A 19,069-nucleotide genomic window follows, 5' to 3' on the forward strand; every position below is an offset into this window, starting at 1 on the left:
CACCGCGACCCTATGTGCTCGCGCGGCCGATTGGTCAGAACCTAAAGCGTCTTCCCGAACACCATGGAAAAACAAACCCTTTCCTTCCAGGCCGAGGTCAAGCAGATCCTGCACCTCGTCACGCACTCGCTGTACTCGAACAAGGAGATCTTCCTGCGCGAGCTGGTGTCCAACGCGTCCGACGCGTGCGACAAGCTGCGCTTCGAGGCCCTGAACAATGCCGGCCTGTATGAAGATGCGCCCAACCTCGACGTGCGCGTGAGCTTCGACAAGGCCGCCAAGACCATCACCATCCGCGACAACGGCATCGGCCTGTCAGCCGAAGAAGCCGTGGCCAACCTCGGCACCATCGCCAGGAGCGGCACGCGCGAGTTCATGGCCAAGCTCGAAGGCGACCAGAAGAAGGACGCGCAGCTGATCGGCCAGTTCGGCGTGGGCTTCTACTCGGGCTTCATCGTGGCCGACCGCATCACCGTGGAGTCGCGCCGTGCGGGCGCGAAGGCGGAAGAGGGTGTGCGCTGGAGCAGCGACGGCAGCGGCGACTTCGAGGTCGAGACCATCACCAAGCCCACGCGCGGCACCGACGTGATCCTGCACCTGCGCGAGGGCGAGGAAGAATTCCTGAGCGGCTGGAAGCTGCGCTCGATCATCAGCAAGTACTCCGACCACATCTCGCTGCCGGTGCTGATGCAGAAGGAGGAGTGGGACCCGGAGAAGAGCGAGCAGATCGTCAAGGACGAGTGGGCGCCGATCAACAAGGCGGCGGCCCTCTGGACCCGCAGCAAGAGCGACATCACGCCCGAGCAGTACGAAGAGTTCTACAAGCAGATCAGCTACGACACCGAAGCGCCGCTGGCCTACACGCACAACCGCGTGGAAGGGCGTAGCGAATACACGCAGCTGCTCTACATCCCGGCCAAGGCGCCGTTCGACCTGTGGAACCGCGACAAGCGTGGCGGCGTGAAGCTTTACGTGAAGCGCGTCTTCATCATGGACGACGCCGAAGCGCTGATGCCGGTGTACCTGCGCTTCGTCAAGGGCGTGATCGACAGCGCCGACCTGCCGCTCAACGTGAGCCGCGAGCTGCTGCAGGAAAGCCGGGACGTGAAGGCCATTCGCGAAGGGTCGACCAAGCGTGTGCTCTCGATGCTCGAAGGCCTGGCCAACAGCGAGGACGAAGCCGAACGCGCGAAATACGCGAAGTTCTGGAAGGACTTCGGCTCGGTGCTGAAGGAAGGCGTGGGCGAGGACCACGCCAACCAGGAGCGGCTGGTGAAGCTCTTCCGCTTCGCGTCGACGCATGCGGATGAAGGTGTGTCGCTGGCCGACTATGTGGGCCGCATGAAGGAAGGCCAGGAGGCGATCTACTACGTGACCGCCGACACGCTGGCCGCTGCGAAAAACAGCCCGCAGCTCGAGATCTTCCGCAAGAAGGGCATCGAGGTGCTGCTGCTCACCGACCGTGTGGACGAGTGGATGCTCAGCCACGTCTACGAGTTCGAGGGCAAGCCGCTGCAAAGCGTGGCCAAGGGCGCGATCGACCTCGGCAAGTTGCAGGACGAGGCCGAGAAGAAGCAGGCCGAAGAAGCGGCCACCGCCTTCAAGCCGGTGCTCGACCGGCTGAAGGAGGTGCTGAAGGATCGCGCGAAGGATGTGCGCGTGACCACGCGCCTCGTCGATTCACCGGCCTGCCTGGTGGTGGAAGAAGGCGACATCAGCGGGCACCTCGCGCGCATGCTGAAGCAGGCGGGCCAGAGCGCGCCGGCGCAGCAGCCCACGCTGGAGGTGAACGCCGAGCACGCGCTGGTGAAGCGCCTCGACGGGAGCGCGCATTTCGACGATCTGGCGCACATCCTCTTCGACCAGGCGGTGCTGGCCGAGGGGGGGCATCTGGAAGATCCGGCGGCCTACGTGCGGCGTGTGAACGCCTTGCTGACCGCCTGAGTCAGAACGCGGAGCCGCCGAGCGGCGGCTCCCGCATGGCATCGAGCTGGTCGCGCAGGCGGATGATCTGCTCGCTCCAGTAGTTGCGGTCGCCGAACCAGGGAAACGCGACCGGGAAGGCCGGATCGGCCCAGCGGCGCGCGAGCCAGGCGCTGTAATGGATCATGCGCAGTGCGCGCAGCGCTTCGATCAGGCGCAGCTGGCGCCAGTCGAACTCCATGAAATCTTCGTAGCCGGTGAGCAGCGCAGTCAGCTGCTGCTGCCTTTGCTGGCGCTCGCCGGAGAGCAGCATCCACAAGTCCTGCACCGGCGGGCCCATCAGCGCGTCGTCGAGGTCGACGAAATGCGGGCCGGCGTCGGTCCACAACACGTTGCCGACGTGGCAGTCACCGTGCAGGCGGATCGGGTGGTAGGCGCCCGCCGCATCGTAGCTGCGTTGCACTTCGTCGAGCACCTGGTCGACGACCTGCTTCCAGGCGGTTTGCGTCTCGACTGCGATCAGGCCCGAGGCGAGCAGCCAGTCGCGTGGCGTGGTGCCGTGGCTGTGGGCATCGAGCGTCAGGCGATGGATGAACGGCTTGCGTATGCCGACCGTGTGGATGCGCCCGATGAAGCGGCCGATCCACTCGAGGGTGGCGGTGTCTTCGAGTTCCGGCGCACGGCCCGACTGGCGGGGCGTGATGCTGAAACGATAGGGCTGCCCTTCGATAGCGAACGACGGCAAGGTCGTGCTGCCCAGCCTGCGCGGTGCGACCACCGGGATCTCGGCCTCGGCCAGCTCCGCCGCGAATTCGTGTTCCTCGAGGATCTGTGCATCGCTCCAACGACCGGGCCGATAGAACTTTGCCACGACCACGGAGCCGTCTTCCAGGAAGACCTGGAAGACGCGATTTTCATAGGAGTTGAGCTGGATCAGCCGGCCATCACCGCGCAGGCCGACGCTGTCGAGTGCATCGAGCACGGCGTCCGGCGTGAGGCCGGCGTAGGGGGTGTCGCTCGCAGGCGTCGAAGGGGAAGGCATGGGCGCATCGTAAGCGCCCGGGGCTGCGGCCGTGGCTCAGCGACGCGGGGCGTTCCCTGGGCCGTCGACCACCACGCCGCCGATGTCGTCGCTGCCAGCGAGCGAGGAGGGCCGGTCCGACAGGCCGACGAGGTCGCTGGCGGTGAAGGCGTCGAGGCGGCTGTCAGGCGCAAAGAAGGAGTCCTGGAACAGCGACGAGTCCTGCCACAGCGCGGTGCGCTCGGCGCGGCGGTGCGCCACCGTGCTGGCGAGAGAGCTGCGCGCCTGGTTCAAGGTGTGGGGCGGCATCGGCTCGGGTGCGCGCGCGGCGGCACCACTGTGCGGCACCAGCAACTGCAACTCAGCGACCGACGGCATGCGGTCGACAGGGCAGCGCATGTAGCGCACTCGGCATGTCGACAAAACTGCCTGCTTGACCTGCTGCGCGCGGTGCGAATGACCTCGCTCGACGTCGAGGTCCACCGCGGCGAGCACGCGCCCGTTGGCGCTGCACACGGCAAAGGTGACATGGGTCGTGCCCAGCAGCTCATACCAGTAGCGCACCTCGCTCGGGTCGGTCGGCTGGCAGAAGCGCACCAGCGGCAGCTTCGACAGGATGATGTGGTGCGGCAGGGCTTCGCGCAGCAAGCGGTAGATGCGCCGCTCGTCGGTGCTGAAGACGGGGCGGCCGGTCAAGGCCCACTCCAGCGGCAGAGGTTTCGGCCGTGGCTTTCGGCCGCGTAGCACGATGACGATCAGGGCCAGGACAAGCAGCGCGGCGATGGCGCCGAGTGCAAGAGCCCAATAGGTGTTAGGGAGATTCAGCATGAGTGTTCAGGTCATGCTAACCGTGGCCCCTGAGGCCTCCCATCCCCGACATGGGTGTGGGAAAATGCCGCAAACCCAGCAATGGCGCGGCTTGGCGGCCGATTCGTTCAAGACTATTCCGATGCCGTTCGGTCGGTCTCCACCGTGTGAGTCTTGACTTCCGGCGCCCCCTTCAGCCAAGTGCTGAGGCGCTGGGCGTGCAATTTAAGTTGGTAGTCGAATTCCGCGACCTGGTGGCCGACGAGTTCACCAACCTGCGAGGAGATGCTGTCGGGCGGCAGCTTCAACCACGCTTCCGATTCGGAGCCGTCGCGCTCCACGCTCGCGCCTGCGTTGCGCGCAATCTTCAGCATGGCGGCGTTTTCGCTCAGCGCGTGGATGAAGAGACGTTCGCAACCGCGATTGCGGGCATGCAACACCGCGTGCTCGAACAGGCGGGCCCCGTAGCCCCGGCCGCGGGCACGACCGATGACCGAAACCCCGAATTCAGCCGTGGCCGGTGCTTCGGGCTGCGTGGGCACCGGCAGGTACGCCAGATGCGCCATGGCGATGAGTTCGAGGCGGCGATTGAAGATGCCAAACACCTCGTCGCGCTCGAAGTCGATCGACTCCACGTAGCGCTGCACCTGCTCATCAGTCGCGGGGTAGCCAAACCGGAGATAGCGATCACTCTCGCTAAGACCAATAATATGGGTCGCAATGCGTGTGCGGTGGCGTTCCGCCAGGGAGCGGATCGGGACCCAGGACAGGCGTTCTGGGGCCGGCTTGGGAGCCGTGTGAAGTTTGGAGGTGGTGCTGGAGACCATGCAGACCTCGTATTGGTGGAAACCCTAATTCTACCGACTTCGGTTGGGGACACGGTTGCGATGGTGCTACCGAGGCCGCCCTGGTTCGGATACACTAGAAAGCTTTCCCGCTCGGCTCCGGGGAAGAACCATGCCGTCGATCGTTTGAGAGGTTGCCTCGATAAGCAGCACCGAGAACACCGACGGCTCGACATTGAGCCACATCCCGCCTCGCCCCACCAGGGCGGGCACATCGAAAGATCCTCATGAAGACCTTCAGCGCCAAGCCGGCCGAAGTGACGCACGAGTGGTTTGTGATTGACGCCACCGACAAGGTGCTCGGACGTGTTGCCAGCGAAGTGGCACTCCGTTTGCGCGGCAAGCACAAGGCCATTTACACGCCTCACGTCGACACCGGCGATTTCATCGTCGTCGTCAATGCAGACAAGCTCCGTGTGACGGGCAACAAGGCCAACGACAAGGTGTACTACCGCCACTCCGGTTTCCCGGGCGGCATCTACGGCACCAAGTTCAAGGACATGCAAGCCAAGCACCCCGGCCGCGCGCTGGAGAAGGCCGTGAAGGGCATGCTGCCCAAGGGGCCGCTGGGCTACGCGATGGTGAAGAAGCTGAAGGTGTACGCCGGTGGTTCCCACCCGCACGCCGCCCAGCAGCCCAAGGCGCTGGAAATCTAAGGAGCGGTGATGATCGGAAATTGGAACTACGGAACCGGCCGCCGCAAGTCTTCGGTGGCGCGCGTGTTCATCAAGAAGGGCACCGGCCAGATCCTCGTCAACGGCAAGCCCGTCGACCAGTACTTTGGCCGCCAGACGTCCATCATGGTCGTGCGCCAGCCGCTGGTGCTGACCGCCAATGACGCGGCGTTCGACGTCAAGGTCAACGTGCACGGCGGTGGCGAGTCCGGCCAAGCCGGTGCGGTGCGCCACGGCATCACCCGTGCGCTGATCGACTACGACGCGGCGCTCAAGCCGGAACTGAGCCGTGCTGGCTTTGTGACGCGTGATGCGCGTGAAGTCGAACGGAAGAAGGTCGGTCTGCACGGCGCCCGTCGCCGCAAGCAGTTCAGCAAGCGCTGACTTCCTGCCAGCTCGTGCAAAAAGGCCGCTATCGCGGCCTTTTTCGTTTCCAGAGCCGCTTGCACACACCTGCAAGCTTTCGACACAGGCCGCACCAAAAGGTGGCTCCTACAATCGCGCCTCCTGTAGCCGACCTGCCTCCCAGAACCCTTCCAATGCGCTGGAAATTGCTACGCCGACGGTTGTCGATCAGTGCCCCGCGCATGATCGTTCGCAGCCATCTGCCGTGGCCGCTGCGATGGGCGGTGGTGGCGCTGGTGTTCGGCTTCTCGGCAGCGCTGTCTTTGTGGGCGTTCGAGTTCGGCAAGAGCATCGCCGGCCTGGACAAGGACGCCAAGGCCGAGTTGGCCGAGTTGCGCATCGAAGTGGCCAAGCTGCGCGAAGAGCGCGAAGGCGCGCAGTCCATCGCCAATACGGCACAGAGCCTGCTGAAGGCGGAGAAGGTCGCCCAGGAGCGCCTCGCACAGCAGATCAAGCAGGTCGAGTCGGAAAACCTGTCGCTGAAAGCGGACCTGGGGTTCTTCGAACGGCTGCTCCCGGCGAGCGCCTCCGGGCTCAATGTCAGGGCCCTGCAGGCGGAGGCGGCGGGTCCGGGCCAGGTGCGCTTTCAGGTTCTGATCATGCAAATAGGCAAGAATCCACCCGAGTTTGCCGGCCGCTATGACATCGTGCTGTCGGGCACACTGGGTGACAAACCTTGGACGATTTCCCAGCCCGGCGGGCCCAAGCCACTGCAAGTGAAGCAGTCGGCCCGCCTCGAAGGCACCGTGAGCTATCCGCAAGAGGCGGTGGTGAAGACGGTGCAGGTCAAGGTGACCGACAACCAGGGCGGGGTCCGGGCGACCCAGACCGTCAAGTTGTGACCTTCCTCCGTCAATCTCTACCAGGAGCATCACCATGTTCGCGAAGAAAAAGCAGCCTCCCATTCGCACCCTCATCGGCGAGGGCACGGTGATCCGCGGTGAGCTGCAGTTCTCCGACGGCCTGCGCATCGACGGTGAAGTCCAAGGCGACGTGATCGCCAGCGAGGTGGACACCAGCATCCTCGTCATCAGCGAGAAGGCCCGCGTGGTGGGGCGTGTGAAGGCCGGTCACGTGATCATCAACGGCCACGTCACAGGCCCGGTGCAGGCCGACGCGCTGCTCGAGCTGCAACCCAAGGCGGTGATCGTGGGCGACGTCAAGTACGAAGCGCTTGAAATGCACCAGGGCGCCACCATTGAAGGTGAACTGCGCCCGCTGAAGGCGGAAGAAAAGCCCGCAATGATCAAGTTGGCGGCATCCAACGCCCAGTGAGGTCTTGTCCGGGGCGTGGATAATTGAGCCCTCGATAGGAAGGAAGTCCCCATGAGCGCCCTGGCACACGAAGTTCAAACCCCCGCAGCCGATGCCCCCCCGGTGCCGCTGGTCTTCACCGACAGCGCGGCCAACAAGGTCAAGGAACTGGTCGACGAGGAAGGCAACCCCGACCTGAAGCTGCGCGTCTTCGTGCAAGGCGGTGGCTGCTCAGGCTTCCAGTACGGCTTCACCTTCGACGAGATCGTCAACGAAGACGATACGCAGATGAACAAGAACGGCGTCACGCTGCTCATCGACGCCATGAGCCTGCAGTACTTGGCGGGTGCCGAGATCGACTACAAGGACGACCTCCAAGGCGCCCAGTTCGTGATCAAGAACCCCAACGCGACGACGACCTGCGGCTGCGGGTCGAGCTTCTCGGTCTGACCGGGACGCCGTTTCGCCAAAAGGCCGCCGCAAGGCGGCCTTTTGCATTCAGGCGGGGTACCAGGCCCCCAGCACACGCGGGCCGCTGGCGCCTGTGACGGCGCTCAAGTTGCCCGGCAAGCTGTGGGCATGCCTATAGGCGAGCCATGCGAAGGCGGCAGCTTCCACGTGCTGCGCCGGCAGGCCGCGCGCGTCGCTCGGCCGCACGGCCATGCCGGGCAGGTGATGGGCCAGGCGCCCCATCAGGTGCAGGTTGAGGGCGCCGCCTCCGCAGACCAGCAACTCGCTCGCATCCGACGCGTGAGCCTTGACCGCATCGGTGCAGGTCACCGCCGTGAGTTCGCACAGCGTGGCCTGCACGTCGACGGGATGACAGGGCCCATGCGCCCGCAGGCGGCTCTCGAGCCAAGTGACGTTGAAAAGATCGCGGCCCGTGCTCTTGGGTGGTGGTTCCGCGAAATAGGGTTCCTGGAGCAGCAGGTCGAGCAGGCCGCGTTGCACGGTCCCTTGCGCTGCCCAGGCGCCATCGGCGTCGAAGCGCTGGCCGGTGTGGCGCAGGCACCAGAGGTCCATCAGCACGTTGGCCGGGCCGCAGTCGAAGCCGGTGGTGTGGCCATCGGCGAGCAGGGCGGTGAGGTTGCTGATGCCGCCGAGGTTGAGCACGGCCCGCGTCTCACCCGCCTGGCCAAAGAGCGCGCGGTGGAAGGCGGCGACAAGCGGCGCGCCCTGCCCACCGGCGGCCACATCCCGCGTGCGGAAGTCGGCCACCACCGCGATGCCGCTGCGTTCGGCCAGCAGGCTTGGATTGTTGATCTGCCATGTGTAGCCGAGGCCGGGCCGGTGACGCACGGTCTGGCCGTGGCTGCCGATGGCGCGCACGGCGCGCGCATCGACGTTCGCGTTGGCGAGCAATTCGGCCACCACCTCGATGTAGAGCGCGGCCAGCGCATTGGAGGCGAGCGCCGAGCGGTGCAGCTCGTCGGCGCCGGAGGTGTTGAGAGCCAACAGCTCTTCACGCAGCGCTTCCGGGAACGCCCGGTAGGCGTGCGAGACAACCCTCGGAAAGCCGCTGGCCGAGAACTCGGCCAGCACGCCATCCACCCCGTCGAGCGAGGTGCCCGACATCAGCCCTGCAAACAATTCAGCCATCGCCGAATTGTGCAGCGGCTCACTCGGCTTGGGCGAATCGGTAGGGGTTGGCCTTCGCCACTTCGAGCTGCTGGCGCAGCCCCCGCGCCACGGCGGTGAACTGCGCGCGCGATTCGGGCGCGAGTTCGACCGCCTCCGAGGTCTTGGCGATGACCAGCGGATCCTGGTGCTGGCCCTTGACCTTCACCTCGAAGTGCAGATGTGGGCCGGTGGCCCAGCCGGTCGCGCCGACGGCCCCGATGCGTGCGCCCTGTTCGACGCGCTCGCCCTTGCGCACATCGATGCGGCTCAGGTGACCATAAAGCGTGGTGCGCTCGTTGCTGTGGCGCACCTGCACGACGTTGCCGTAGCCGTTCTGCCAACCGGCGAATTCGACGACGCCATCGCCGACGTTGCGCACCGGCGTGCCGGTCGGCGCGCCGTAGTCCACGCCGAGGTGCTGGCGCCAGACCTTGTGGATCGGGTGCATGCGCATCGAGAAACCCGAGGTCACACGCGAGAACTCCATCGGGCTCGCGAGAAACGCCCGGCGTTTGCTCTGGCCATCGAAGCCGTAATAGCCGCCCTTGCTGTGCGCATCCTGGTACCAGACAGCGGAATACGTGCGGTTGTCGTTGACGAATTCGGCGGCGAGCACGCGGCCCGAGGCCTGGTTCCACGTGATCGGCTCGCCATCGGCGGTGAGCGCTTCGTAGACGACGTGGAAGCTGTCGCCGCGGCGCAGCTCGCGGCGGAAGTCGATGTCGGTCGAGAACATCTCGGCCAGCTGCGTGGCCACGGGGTCGGGAATCTTGGCTTCGTCGGTCGCGGCAAAGAGCGAGCTGCGGATCGTGCCCGTCCCGGTGCGCACTTCGCTTTCGAGCTTGGCCGTTTCCACACCGGCGAGGAATTTGTCGCCGACGCGGGTGATGCGCAGGCGCGAGAAGTGGGTGCCGAACTGGTCGCTGTTTTCTGCGGGGTAGCGGGCGATCAACTCCTCCAGCACGCCCGACTCGTCGATGCGCACCCGCACGATCTTGCCGGCGCGGCCTTCGAGCAGCTTGCGCGCGGTGCGGTCGCTGCGGATGAAGGCGGCGGCGGTGACGTCGGCCACGCTCAGGCGGGCCAGCAGGCTGTCGGCGGTGTCGGTCGGGCGGGTCAGGTCGTTGCGATAGAGCTGCAGCGTGTGGCTCGCGAGCGCTTCCAGCTGCGACGAGATGTCTTCGGGAGTGACGATTTCCGTCACCATGCGCCGCGGCAGGTCGGCCGCATCGGGGGCCAGCGGCGCGATGCCGAAGGCGGTCACGCCAAAGCCCATCAGGCCGGTGACGATCAGGGTGGTGAGGGTGCGCGGGTGGCGACCGATGAACTGGGTGAGGCGCGAACCGGCCGCAACCGCGTCGCGCTCAAGCGTTTCCAACGAACTCAATTTTGATCGGGGGGCACAAAGGCCCCGGGCTGCAAGCGCCGCGCGAGCGATGCTCTGGTTGATCTTCTCGTCCTGGGGCGTCCACTAGAATCGCGGTCGCCGTTGCGGACCCCATTCACGGGGTGTTCCGTCGGGTGCGGCGCAGTATAAGCGGCACCCTTTTCGTCCCCCGCATTGCCTGACTCCCGGAAAACCCCTGAGGTTCCCTTTCTCCTATGTCTTTGTCAGAAGAAAAGACCTCCCCCGCGCCCAAGTACCCCGTCACCGACAAGGTGCTGGAGGCGCTGGCCATCAGCCGCCGGGGATGCGATGAGCTGCTTCCCGAGGCCGACTGGCTGGCCAAACTCGCTCGTTCAGAAGCAACGGGCGTGCCACTGCGCATCAAGCTGGGCCTCGACCCGACCGCGCCCGACATCCACGTCGGCCACACGGTGGTGCTCAACAAGATGCGCCAGCTGCAGGACATCGGCCACCAGGTCATCTTCCTGATCGGTGACTTCACCTCAATGATCGGCGACCCCTCGGGCCGCAACACCACCCGCCCGCCGCTCACGCCCGAGCAGATCAAGGCCAACGCCGAGACCTACTACAAGCAGGCGAGCCTGGTGCTCGACCCCGCCAAGACCGAGATTCGCTACAACAGCGAATGGAGCGACCCGCTCGGCGCACGCGGCATGATCCAGCTCGCGGCGCGCTACACCGTGGCGCGCATGATGGAGCGCAACGACTTCCACGACCGCTTCAAGGCCGGCACGCCGATCAGCGTGCACGAGTTCCTCTACCCGCTGATGCAGGGCTACGACTCGGTGGCGCTCAAGAGTGACCTCGAGCTCGGCGGCACCGACCAGAAGTTCAACCTGCTGATGGGCCGCACGCTGCAGGCCGAATACGGGCAGGAGCCGCAGTGCATCCTGACGATGCCGCTGCTCGAAGGGCTCGATGGCGTCGAGAAGATGTCCAAGAGCAAGGGCAACTACATCGCGATCACCGAGCCGGCCAACGGCATGTTCGCGAAGATCCTGTCGATCAGCGACGAGCTGATGTGGAAGTACTTCACCTTGTTGAGCTTCAAGCCCGAAGCCGAGATCGCGAAGCTCAAGGCCGAGGTCGAGGCGGGTCGCAACCCCAAGGATGCGAAGGTGATGCTCGCCAAGGAGATCACCACACGCTTCCACAGCGCTGCAGCGGCTGACGCGGCCGAGGCCGACTTCAACAACCGCGCGCGTGGCGGGGTGCCCGATGACCTCCCCGAGGTGTCGCTCAGCGGTGCGCCGCTCGGCGTTGGCGCATTGCTGAAGCAAGCCAACCTCGCCCCTTCGAGCAGCGAAGCCAACCGCTTGATCGACGGCGGCGGTGTGCGCATCGACGGGAGCGTGGTCAGCGACAAAGGCCTGAAGCTCGATGCTGGCACCTACGTCGTGCAGGTGGGCAAGCGCAAGTTCGCGCGGGTGACGCTGGCCTGAGCCCGATGCGGCGTCGCGCTTTGCTCGGGGTGTTGCTCGCAGCAGCGTGCGCTGCAAACGCGGCACCCAACGCCGCCGAGCAGGCCCGCATCCAGCGCCTGATCGCCTATGTCGAGGCGCAGACCACCATCCGCTTCGTGCGCAACGGCTCGGCCTATTCGTCGAAAGACGCCGCCACCTTCCTGCGCAGGAAGTTCGAGAAGATGGGCGAGCACGTGACGACGGCCCAGCAGTTCATCGAGCAGATCGCGTCGAAGTCGAGCACGACCGGCGAGGTCTACCAGATCCGTTTTCCTGACGGCCGACAGGTCCCGGCCGCGCGCTTCCTCGGCGATGAGCTCAAGCGCATGGACGACGGCCGATGATCGCGTTGATTCAGCGTGTGCGCGGCGCGCGCGTGGAAGTGGCGGGCCGCATCACCGGCCGCATCGAGCAAGGCCTCCTGGTCTTCGTGTGCGCGGAGCCGGCCGACACCGAGGCGCTCGCCGACAAGCTCGTCGCCAAGCTGCTCAAGCTGCGCGTGTTCTCCGACGAGGCCGGCAAGATGAACCGCAGCGTGGCCGACGTGCAGGGCGGCCTGCTCATCGTCAGCCAGTTCACGCTCGCCGCTGACACCTCCGGCGGCAACCGCCCGAGTTTCACCAACGCCGCGCCGCCCGAGCTTGGCCGCCGCCTCTACGAGCGTGTGCTGGCCACGGCACGCGCGCAGCACCCGACGGTCGGCGAAGGCGAGTTCGGCGCCGACATGCAGGTGCACCTCGTCAACGACGGACCGGTCACCATTCCGATCACGCTGCGTGCGTAAACGAAAAGGCCGCCCGAAGGCGGCCTCGTCACGAGCGGCAAGAACCGTTCAGTCCGCGTACTGGCCCGCCGCCTTGATGATCGGCGTCCACTTGTTGATCTCGTCGGAGACGAACTTCTTGTGCTCGGCCGGGTTCGCGCGGGCATCCGACACGATCACTGCGCCGAGCGACTCCTGGTTCTTCACGAAGGTCGGGTCCTTCAGCGCCGCCTTCAGGGCGGTGTTGAGCTTGTCGATCACCGCCTTGGGCGTGCCCTTGGGCGCGTAGACGCCGTGCCAGATGGTCACGTTGAAGCCCTTCAGGCCTGCTTCATCCAGCGTGGGCAGCTTGGCCAGCGCCGGGGTGGCCAGGCGCTTGGTCGTGCTCACCGCAAACGCCTTGATCTTGCCCGCCTCGATCTGGCCGGTGGTGTTGGTGGTCTGGTCGCACATGATGTCGACCTGGCCGCCAAGCAGGTCGTTCATGGCCGGCGCGGTGCCCTTGTAAGGCACCGGGGTCATCTCGACCTTGATCGTGCTCTGGAAGAGCAGGCCGCACAGGTGCGAGGCCGAGCCCAGGCCGGCGTGGGCGAGGTTGATCTTGCCCTTGTTGGCATTGATCCAGGTCGACAGCTCGCTGTAGTTGTTGGCCGGCAGGGTGGGGCGGCCCACGAGCGTCATCGGCACTTCGTTCACGAGGCCGACGTACTCGAAGTCTTCGAGCGGCTTGAACTGCAGGTTGCGGTACAGCGCCACCGAGGTGGCCATGTTCACGTGCGTGAGCAGCAGCGTGTAGCCATCGGGGGTGGCCTTAGCGACCTTCGAGTTGCCGAGCGTGCCGCCGGCACCGGCCACGTTGTCGATCACGATGGTGGCATTGCCCAGCGGCTTGCGCACGGCTTCGGCGAAGTCGCGTGCCACCTTGTCGGTGGGGCCGCCCGCGGCGAATGGCACGACGATGGTGATGGCCTTCTCGGGGTAGGCAAACACACTGGTCGCTGCGAATGCTGCAGCGCAAGCGATCAGGAGCTTCTTCATGGCGGGGTTCCCTTCGGGGGTTGATCGGACCCGGGAATGCTAGAAGCGCCGCGCCCGCCGGGCATGGCGGGAACTACGTAATGGTTCGGCCGTAGTGGGCTTCAACCCACGCTGCGTGTGTCGTCGATCACCTTGCCGTCGTTGGGCAGGCTGCCGGGTGCGCACAAGGCCACGTCGCCGCGCAGCTTGGTCACCTCGCGTATCGCTTCGGCCATGCGCTGCGTCAAGGACTCGGCAGACGAGGCGGTCTCCACCTGCAGCGTCATCTGGTCGTTGGCCATCTCGCCGCTGATCACGAGGCGCCCACGGCCGGCTTCGGGGAAGCGCTTCAGCACCTCGGCCACCTGGCCCGGATGCACGAACATGCCGCGCACCTTGGCGGTCTGGTCGGCGCGGCCCATCCAGCCCTTGATGCGGGTGTTGGTGCGGCCGGTGGGGCAGTGGCCGGCCAGCGTGGCCGAGAGATCCCCGGTGCCGAAACGCACCAGCGGGTAGTCGGCGTTGAGAACGGTGACCACCACCTCGCCCACCTCGCCGGGCGGCACCGGGTCGCCGGTGCCGGGGCGCACGATCTCCACGATCACGCCCTCGTCGAGCACCAGGCCTTCGCGCGCGGCGGTCTCGTAGGCGATGAGGCCCACGTCGGCCGTGGCATAGGACTGGTACGCCTCCAGGCCGCGTGTGCGCAGCCAGTCGCGCAGGGCGGCGGGAAAGGCCTCGCCACTCACCATCGCCTTCTTCAGCGAGGGCAGCGAGATCCCCGTCTCGGCCGCTTTCTCGAGCGCAATGCGCAGGAAGCTCGGCGTGCCCGCGTAGCCGTCGGGCCTGAGTTCGACCATCGCCTGCAGCTGCAGCTCGGTGTTGCCCACGCCGCCGGGGAAGACGGTGCAGCCGATCGCATGCGCGCCGCTTTCCAACATCGACCCCGCCGGCGTGAGGTGGTAGCTGAAGCTGTTGTGCATCAGGTCGCCCGCGCGAAAGCCGGCCGCCCAGAGGGCACGCGCGGTGCGCCAGTAGTCGCGTGCGCGGCCTTCGGGTTCGTAGATGGGGCCGGGCGACTGGAACACTCGCTGCGCCCCATTGCGCCCATGAAGGCTCTGCCAGCCGATGGCCGAGAAGCCGCCGAACGGGTCGTGTGCGCGCTCGGCCTTCTGGCGCTCCAGCAGCTCGTGCTTGCGCGTCACGGGCAAGGAGGCGAGCGCTTCGCGCGAGGTCACACCCGCGGCATCGACGCCGGCGAAGCGCTCGGCGAAGGCGGGCGTCTTCAGCGCCGCCGCCACCTGATGCGGCAGTGCCGCCATCAGGCGGGCTTCGCGCACGGCCGGGTCTCGGTGCTCCAGCGCGTCGTAGAACTCAGTCATCGCGATCGCTCCAGCCCGCCAGTTTCTTTTTCAAGGCCGCCACGTAGTCGCGCAGCTCGGCCGCACTCTTGAAGCATTGCACCTGCCAGTCGGGCGAGCGGGCGGGCTGTTTCACCGTTTCGACCTTCAGCTGTGCGCCGTCGACGGCAGCACGGGCAATCGCGGTGCCGCGCCTTTCAAACACGCCGCCTCGTTCGGTCAGGCCCGCCTCGCGCAGGTCGCGCTTCAAACGCTGCAAGGCCTCGTCGGGCTTGAACGGCGGTGCCGCAAAGCCCCAGCCTTCGTCTTCACTCATGCCAGCCCCTTCATGCCAACCAGCGCTTGCGCCGCTTGTAGCTCTTCACGTCGCGGAAGCTCTTGCGGTCGCCGCCACCCACGCCGAGGTAGAACTCCTTCACGTCCTCGTTCTCGCGCAGCGCCTTCGCTTCACCGTCCATCACCACACGGCCGTTTTCCAGGATGTAGCCGTAGTCCGAATACTTCAGCGCGATGTTGGTGTTCTGCTCGGCCAGCAGGAAGGTCACGCGCTCCTTGGTGTTGAGGTCTTTCACGATCTCGAACACCTCGCTGACGATCTGCGGCGCAAGCCCCATCGAGGGCTCGTCGAGCAGCACCATCTTCGGGCTGGCCATGAGCGCGCGGCCGATGGCACACATCTGCTGCTCGCCGCCCGAGGTGTAGGCCGCCTGCGACGTGCGGCGCGTCTTCAGGCGCGGGAAGTAGGCGTAGACCTTCTCCAGCGTCTCGGCGACCGCGGCCTTGCCGTCCTTGCGCGTGTAGGCGCCGGTGAGCAGGTTTTCCTCGATGGTGAGGTGGGCGAAGCAGTGCCGGCCTTCCATCACCTGCACCACGCCGCGGTTCACCATCTCGGACGTCGACAGCTTCTCGATGCGCTCGCCGCGCAGTTCGATCGAGCCCTTGGTCACCTCGCCACGCTCGCCGGCCAGCAGGTTGCTGACCGCGCGCAGCGTGGTGGTCTTGCCGGCGCCGTTGCCGCCGAGCAGCGCCACGACCTTGCCATCGGGCACCTGCAACGAGACCCCCTTCAACACGAGGATCACGTGGTTGTAGATGACCTCGATGCCGTTGACGTTGAGGAAGACGTTGCTCATCGCGTTGCCGCCGTCAGCTCTGGCAGTCGGCCGGGGGGCGGCGGGTCAGCTTCTTTTCGCCGGCGTACTTCTCGGCCGAGTTCTTCACCAGCGGCCGGATCAGCGCCTCGTCGGCCTGCAGCCAGTCGGAGGCCCAGGTGAACTTGGCGCCGTCCCAGGTGTGCACCCGCGTCCAGGCCGAGCCCATGTGGTCGACACAGCTGGTGGAGACCGGCCGCAGCACACCCTTGAAGCCGAGCGCGTCGAGTTTGGCCTGCGTGAGGTTGAGGTTCTCGTAGCCCCAGCGTGCCTGCTCCCCGCTCATCACCTTGCCCTTGCCGAAGCGCTCTTGCGCCGCCCGCACGCCCTCGACGGCCAGCATCGCGCCGACCACGCCGCGCATGTAGAGCACCGAGCCCACCTCTTCCTTCGGGCCCGTGCCCTGGCCAGGGCCATGGACCTTGCTCAGGATGTCTTGAACGACCGTCGATTGAGGCTCGGCACCGTGTTGCATCATCACCGCGCTGTAGCCCTTGGCCGCGGCGCCCACGTCGCGCAGGTCGGGCTCGGCGCCCGACCACCACGTGCCGAACATCTTCTCGCGCGGGTAGCCGGTGGCCACCGCTTCCTTGATGGCGGTGGGCGTCATCACGCCCCAGGTCTGCATCACCACGAAGTCGGGGCGCTGCTGGCGCACCTGCAGCCAGATGGCCTTCTGCTCCACGCCCGGCGCGGGCACGGGCAGCAGCAGCAGCTCGAAGCCGTGCATCGCCGCACGCTCCTGCATGATGGGCAGCAGCTCCTTGCCGAAGGGGCTGTCGTGGTAGACCACGCCGATCTTCTTGCCCTTCAACTTGTCCCACCCGCCTTCCTTCTTGGCGATGTGCTGAAGCACCGTGTCGCCCGCCACCCAGTAGTGGCCGATGAGCGGGAAGTTCCACTTGAAGATGCCGCCGTCGGCCGAGTCGCTGCGGCCGTAGCCCGAGGTGATGAGCGGCACCTTGTCGTTGGGGGCCTTCTCGGTGAGCGCGAAGGTGATGCCGGTCGACAGCGGCTGGAAGACGGTGGCGCCACCGTGCTTGCCCTTCAGGCGCTCGTAGCACTCGACACCCTTGTCGGTGGCGTAGGCGGTTTCGCATTCCTCGACCAGCGTCTTCACGCCATTGATGCCGCCACGAAGGTTCACGAGCTTCATGTAGTCGGCGTAGCCGTTGGCAAACGGCGTCGCGTTGGGCGCAACGGGCCCGGTGCGGCCGGTGAGGCTCGGGAAGAACTGGACCTTGTCTTGCGCCAGGGCGGGCGTGGCGAGGTGGGCGGCCACGAGGGCCACGGTGAGAGCGATGGGCTTGAGGCGGTTCATGGTGCTGTCTCCTGCTGTTGTCGGTGGGTCAGTGAGCGTCAATGAGGGAAAGGCCAGAGCCTGAGCTTTTCTTTCGCGGTGGACCACAGGCGTGCCAGGCCGTGCGGCTCCACGATGAGGAAGAAGACGATCAGGGCGCCGAAGATCATGTAGGTGAGGTGCGCGGCGAGCGCGGTGTCGATCGGGATGCCGAACCAGTACGGCAGGTTGTCGAGCACGATGGGCAGCACCACGATGAAGGCGGCGCCGAAGAAGCTGCCCATGATCGAGCCCAGCCCGCCGATGATCACCATGAAGAGCAACTGGAACGAGCGGTCGATGTTGAAGGCCGCCGGCTCCCACGAGCCCAGGTGCACGAAGCCCCACAGCGCGCCGGCCACGCCCACGATGAAGCTGCTGACCGCAAACGCGCTCAGCTTGGCGTAGACCGGCCGGATGCCGATGACGGCGGCGGCCACGTCCATGTCGCGGATGGCCATCCACTCGCGACCGATGTGGCCGCGCACCAGGTTCTTGGCCAGGAGCCCGAAGACGATCAGGAAGGCCAGGCAGAAGAGGTACTTCTGCACCGGCGTGTCGATGGGCAGGCCGAACACGTTCATGCCCGCCACGCTCACCGAGCCCGACGACGAATCGTTGGTGAACCACTTGATGCGCAGGAAGGACCAGTCGATGAAGAACTGCGCGGCCAGCGTGGCGACCGCGAGGTACAGGCCCTTGATGCGCAGCGACGGGATGCCGAAGAGCACCCCCACCACCGTGGCGCACACACCGCCCATCAGCAGCGACACGATGAGCGGCATGCCCTCGATGCGCACCTGGAAGTTGTAGGCCGCATACGCTCCCACCGCCATGAAGGCACCGGTGCCGAGCGAGATCTGCCCGCAGTAGCCGACGAGGATGTTGAGCCCGAGCGCGGCCAGCGACAGGATGAGGAACGGGATCAGCACCGCGCGGAAGAAGTACTCTGGCATCACGAGCGGCACCACGGCGAGCGCGAAGACCAGCAGCAGCGCCATGACGACGCGGTCTTGCGCGATCGGGAAGATCTGCTGGTCGGCGCGGTAGCTGGTCTTGAACTGGCCGTTTTCTCTGTAGAGCATGTTCAGACCCGATCAATGATTTTTTCGCCGAACAAGCCCTGCGGGCGGACCAGCAGGAACACGAGCGCCAGCACGTAGGCGAACCAGATCTCGATCCCGCCGCCGAACATCGGCCCGATGTAGACCTCGGAGAGCTTCTCGCCCACGCCGATGATCAGCCCGCCGAGGATGGCGCCCGGCACCGAGGTGAGGCCACCGAGGATCACCACCGGCAACGCCTTCAGCGCCACCAGCGACAGCGAGAACTGCACGCCGAGCTTGCTGCCCCAGATGATCCCGGCGACGAGCGCGACGAAGCCCGCGATCGACCACACGATCACCCAGATGCGCGAGAGCGGGATGCCGATCGACTGTGCGGCCTGGTGGTCGTCGGCCACCGCACGAAGGGCCCGGCCGGTGGCCGTCTTCTGGAAGAAGAGGCTGAGCGCGGCCACCAGCACCCCCGCGATGGCCGCGGCATAGAGGTCTTCCTTGCTGACGAGGATGCCGCCCTGGAACGTGCTCTCCATCAGGAAGAGCGGGTCCTTCGGCAGGCCGATGTCGATCTTGTAGATGGCGTTGCCGAAGAGCGTCTGGCCCAGGCCGTCGAGGAAATAGGCGATGCCGAGCGTGGCCATCAGGAGCGTCACGCCTTCCTGGTTGACGAGCTTGCCGAGCACCAGCCGCTCGATCACCCAGGCCACCACCACCATCAGCAGCATCGCCGCCACGATCGCCAGCAGGTTGGCGAGCAGCTTGCTGTCCAGCGCCAGGAGCTTCGGGAACCATTCCGAGAAGCGCGCCATCGCGAGCGCGGCGAAGAGCACCATCGCGCCCTGCGCGAAGTTGAAGACGCCGCTCGCCTTGAAGATCAGCACGAAACCGAGCGCGATCAGCGAATACAGCATGCCGGCCATCAGGCCGCCGAAGAGGGTTTCGAGGAAGAAGCCCATG

At 66.1% G+C, this 19,069-nt stretch carries 21 protein-coding genes; 9 read left to right on the forward strand and 12 right to left on the reverse strand.

Annotated features, from left to right (window positions below):
• The first annotated feature begins 63 nt into the window (after positions 1–63).
• Complete coding sequence (gene htpG, locus RXV79_RS03465) at positions 64–1,944, forward strand: molecular chaperone HtpG (RefSeq protein WP_316702081.1); 1,881 nt, start codon at positions 64–66, stop codon at positions 1,942–1,944.
• A gap of 1 nt (position 1,945) precedes the next feature.
• Here htpG and RXV79_RS03470 read toward each other — a convergent pair whose 3' ends face one another.
• The 3 genes from RXV79_RS03470 to RXV79_RS03480 all read right to left on the reverse strand — a co-directional run bounded on the left by RXV79_RS03470 (position 1,946) and on the right by RXV79_RS03480 (position 4,578).
• Positions 1,946–2,965: a serine/threonine protein kinase gene (locus RXV79_RS03470; RefSeq protein ID WP_316702082.1), complete on the reverse strand. Its 1,020-nt coding sequence runs from the start codon at positions 2,963–2,965 to the stop codon at positions 1,946–1,948.
• 36 nt (positions 2,966–3,001) lie between these two features.
• Positions 3,002–3,772 (reverse strand): DUF2726 domain-containing protein, encoded by a 771-nt coding sequence (locus RXV79_RS03475; protein ID WP_316702083.1) that lies wholly within the window; start codon positions 3,770–3,772, stop codon positions 3,002–3,004.
• Between the two features lie 113 nt (positions 3,773–3,885).
• On the reverse strand, positions 3,886–4,578 hold the full coding sequence (locus RXV79_RS03480) for a GNAT family N-acetyltransferase (protein ID WP_316702084.1): 693 nt from the start codon (positions 4,576–4,578) through the stop codon (positions 3,886–3,888).
• 245 nt (positions 4,579–4,823) lie between these two features.
• Here RXV79_RS03480 and rplM point away from each other — a divergent pair, with 245 nt between their 5' ends.
• From rplM to erpA, 5 genes are all read left to right on the forward strand, one after another.
• Complete coding sequence (rplM, locus tag RXV79_RS03485; protein WP_296723082.1) at positions 4,824–5,252, forward strand: 50S ribosomal protein L13; 429 nt, start codon at positions 4,824–4,826, stop codon at positions 5,250–5,252.
• A 9-nt stretch (positions 5,253–5,261) separates the two neighbouring features.
• Positions 5,262–5,654, forward strand: coding sequence for a 30S ribosomal protein S9 (gene rpsI / locus RXV79_RS03490; RefSeq protein WP_257828241.1), 393 nt, complete (start codon positions 5,262–5,264; stop codon positions 5,652–5,654).
• Positions 5,655–5,857: 203 nt separating this feature from the next.
• Entirely contained in the window at positions 5,858–6,517 is a 660-nt protein-coding gene (locus RXV79_RS03495; protein ID WP_316702085.1) for a DUF6776 family protein, read from the forward strand.
• Positions 6,518–6,551: 34 nt separating this feature from the next.
• On the forward strand, positions 6,552–6,950 hold the full coding sequence (locus RXV79_RS03500) for a bactofilin family protein (RefSeq protein WP_316702086.1): 399 nt from the start codon (positions 6,552–6,554) through the stop codon (positions 6,948–6,950).
• Positions 6,951–7,001: 51 nt separating this feature from the next.
• The gene (gene erpA / locus RXV79_RS03505; RefSeq protein ID WP_296723075.1) at positions 7,002–7,379 is read left to right on the forward strand and encodes an iron-sulfur cluster insertion protein ErpA; all 378 of its coding nucleotides are present in this window, start codon (positions 7,002–7,004) and stop codon (positions 7,377–7,379) included.
• 48 nt (positions 7,380–7,427) lie between these two features.
• Here the strand turns inward: erpA and RXV79_RS03510 are convergent, their stop codons facing one another.
• Positions 7,428–8,528 (reverse strand): anhydro-N-acetylmuramic acid kinase, encoded by a 1,101-nt coding sequence (locus RXV79_RS03510; RefSeq protein ID WP_316702087.1) that lies wholly within the window; start codon positions 8,526–8,528, stop codon positions 7,428–7,430.
• Positions 8,529–8,547: 19 nt separating this feature from the next.
• Positions 8,548–9,927, reverse strand: a complete 1,380-nt coding sequence (locus RXV79_RS03515; protein WP_316702088.1) for a M23 family metallopeptidase — start codon at positions 9,925–9,927, stop codon at positions 8,548–8,550.
• Positions 9,928–10,151: 224 nt separating this feature from the next.
• Between RXV79_RS03515 and tyrS the strand changes: the two genes are divergently transcribed.
• The 3 genes from tyrS to dtd are packed head-to-tail and all read left to right on the forward strand — an operon-like array spanning position 10,152 to position 12,204.
• Positions 10,152–11,399, forward strand: coding sequence for a tyrosine--tRNA ligase (gene tyrS / locus RXV79_RS03520; RefSeq protein WP_316702089.1), 1,248 nt, complete (start codon positions 10,152–10,154; stop codon positions 11,397–11,399).
• A 5-nt stretch (positions 11,400–11,404) separates the two neighbouring features.
• A complete protein-coding gene (locus RXV79_RS03525) occupies positions 11,405–11,764 on the forward strand; it encodes a DUF5329 family protein (RefSeq protein WP_316702090.1) in 360 nt (119 codons plus the stop codon).
• Complete coding sequence (gene dtd / locus RXV79_RS03530; protein ID WP_316702091.1) at positions 11,761–12,204, forward strand: D-aminoacyl-tRNA deacylase; 444 nt, start codon at positions 11,761–11,763, stop codon at positions 12,202–12,204. The genes RXV79_RS03525 and dtd overlap by 4 nt, the downstream gene beginning before the upstream one ends.
• Before the next feature lie 48 nt (positions 12,205–12,252).
• Here the strand turns inward: dtd and RXV79_RS03535 are convergent, their stop codons facing one another.
• The 7 genes from RXV79_RS03535 to RXV79_RS03565 form a co-directional block, all read right to left on the reverse strand.
• Positions 12,253–13,221 (reverse strand): tripartite tricarboxylate transporter substrate-binding protein, encoded by a 969-nt coding sequence (locus tag RXV79_RS03535; RefSeq protein WP_316702092.1) that lies wholly within the window; start codon positions 13,219–13,221, stop codon positions 12,253–12,255.
• Positions 13,222–13,322: 101 nt separating this feature from the next.
• A complete protein-coding gene (locus RXV79_RS03540) occupies positions 13,323–14,582 on the reverse strand; it encodes a phenylacetate--CoA ligase family protein (RefSeq protein ID WP_316702093.1) in 1,260 nt (419 codons plus the stop codon).
• Positions 14,575–14,877, reverse strand: coding sequence for a hypothetical protein (locus tag RXV79_RS03545; protein WP_316702094.1), 303 nt, complete (start codon positions 14,875–14,877; stop codon positions 14,575–14,577). The genes RXV79_RS03540 and RXV79_RS03545 overlap by 8 nt, the downstream gene beginning before the upstream one ends.
• A gap of 10 nt (positions 14,878–14,887) precedes the next feature.
• Positions 14,888–15,694 carry an ABC transporter ATP-binding protein gene (locus RXV79_RS03550; RefSeq protein ID WP_316702095.1) on the reverse strand — a complete coding sequence of 269 codons (807 nt, stop codon included), beginning with the start codon at positions 15,692–15,694 and terminating at the stop codon, positions 14,888–14,890.
• A gap of 13 nt (positions 15,695–15,707) precedes the next feature.
• The gene (locus RXV79_RS03555; protein WP_316702096.1) at positions 15,708–17,033 is read right to left on the reverse strand and encodes an ABC transporter substrate-binding protein; all 1,326 of its coding nucleotides are present in this window, start codon (positions 17,031–17,033) and stop codon (positions 15,708–15,710) included.
• Between the two features lie 38 nt (positions 17,034–17,071).
• The gene (locus RXV79_RS03560) at positions 17,072–18,136 is read right to left on the reverse strand and encodes a branched-chain amino acid ABC transporter permease (protein WP_316702097.1); all 1,065 of its coding nucleotides are present in this window, start codon (positions 18,134–18,136) and stop codon (positions 17,072–17,074) included.
• Positions 18,137–18,138: 2 nt separating this feature from the next.
• The gene (locus RXV79_RS03565) at positions 18,139–19,068 is read right to left on the reverse strand and encodes a branched-chain amino acid ABC transporter permease (RefSeq protein ID WP_316702098.1); all 930 of its coding nucleotides are present in this window, start codon (positions 19,066–19,068) and stop codon (positions 18,139–18,141) included.
• Position 19,069 lies beyond the last annotated feature (1 nt).

This window comes from Piscinibacter gummiphilus, assembly GCF_032681285.1.
Classification (GTDB): Bacteria; Pseudomonadota; Gammaproteobacteria; order Burkholderiales; family Burkholderiaceae_C; genus Rhizobacter; species Rhizobacter gummiphilus_A.

Coding starts and splice junctions, on each gene's coding strand:
- erpA (WP_296723075.1), top strand. CDS start 7,002: ATGAGCGCCCTGGCACACGAAGTTCAAACCCCCGCAGCCGATGCCCCC.
- RXV79_RS03475 (WP_316702083.1), bottom strand. CDS start 3,772: ATGCTGAATCTCCCTAACACCTATTGGGCTCTTGCACTCGGCGCCATC.
- RXV79_RS03565 (WP_316702098.1), bottom strand. CDS start 19,068: ATGGGCTTCTTCCTCGAAACCCTCTTCGGCGGCCTGATGGCCGGCATG.
- RXV79_RS03525 (WP_316702090.1), top strand. CDS start 11,405: ATGCGGCGTCGCGCTTTGCTCGGGGTGTTGCTCGCAGCAGCGTGCGCT.
- RXV79_RS03535 (WP_316702092.1), bottom strand. CDS start 13,221: ATGAAGAAGCTCCTGATCGCTTGCGCTGCAGCATTCGCAGCGACCAGT.
- RXV79_RS03510 (WP_316702087.1), bottom strand. CDS start 8,528: ATGGCTGAATTGTTTGCAGGGCTGATGTCGGGCACCTCGCTCGACGGG.
- RXV79_RS03545 (WP_316702094.1), bottom strand. CDS start 14,877: ATGAGTGAAGACGAAGGCTGGGGCTTTGCGGCACCGCCGTTCAAGCCC.
- RXV79_RS03480 (WP_316702084.1), bottom strand. CDS start 4,578: ATGGTCTCCAGCACCACCTCCAAACTTCACACGGCTCCCAAGCCGGCC.
- rpsI (WP_257828241.1), top strand. CDS start 5,262: ATGATCGGAAATTGGAACTACGGAACCGGCCGCCGCAAGTCTTCGGTG.
- RXV79_RS03540 (WP_316702093.1), bottom strand. CDS start 14,582: ATGACTGAGTTCTACGACGCGCTGGAGCACCGAGACCCGGCCGTGCGC.
- RXV79_RS03470 (WP_316702082.1), bottom strand. CDS start 2,965: ATGCCTTCCCCTTCGACGCCTGCGAGCGACACCCCCTACGCCGGCCTC.
- RXV79_RS03500 (WP_316702086.1), top strand. CDS start 6,552: ATGTTCGCGAAGAAAAAGCAGCCTCCCATTCGCACCCTCATCGGCGAG.
- RXV79_RS03550 (WP_316702095.1), bottom strand. CDS start 15,694: ATGAGCAACGTCTTCCTCAACGTCAACGGCATCGAGGTCATCTACAAC.
- RXV79_RS03495 (WP_316702085.1), top strand. CDS start 5,858: ATGATCGTTCGCAGCCATCTGCCGTGGCCGCTGCGATGGGCGGTGGTG.
- RXV79_RS03560 (WP_316702097.1), bottom strand. CDS start 18,136: ATGCTCTACAGAGAAAACGGCCAGTTCAAGACCAGCTACCGCGCCGAC.
- tyrS (WP_316702089.1), top strand. CDS start 10,152: ATGTCTTTGTCAGAAGAAAAGACCTCCCCCGCGCCCAAGTACCCCGTC.
- dtd (WP_316702091.1), top strand. CDS start 11,761: ATGATCGCGTTGATTCAGCGTGTGCGCGGCGCGCGCGTGGAAGTGGCG.
- rplM (WP_296723082.1), top strand. CDS start 4,824: ATGAAGACCTTCAGCGCCAAGCCGGCCGAAGTGACGCACGAGTGGTTT.
- htpG (WP_316702081.1), top strand. CDS start 64: ATGGAAAAACAAACCCTTTCCTTCCAGGCCGAGGTCAAGCAGATCCTG.
- RXV79_RS03555 (WP_316702096.1), bottom strand. CDS start 17,033: ATGAACCGCCTCAAGCCCATCGCTCTCACCGTGGCCCTCGTGGCCGCC.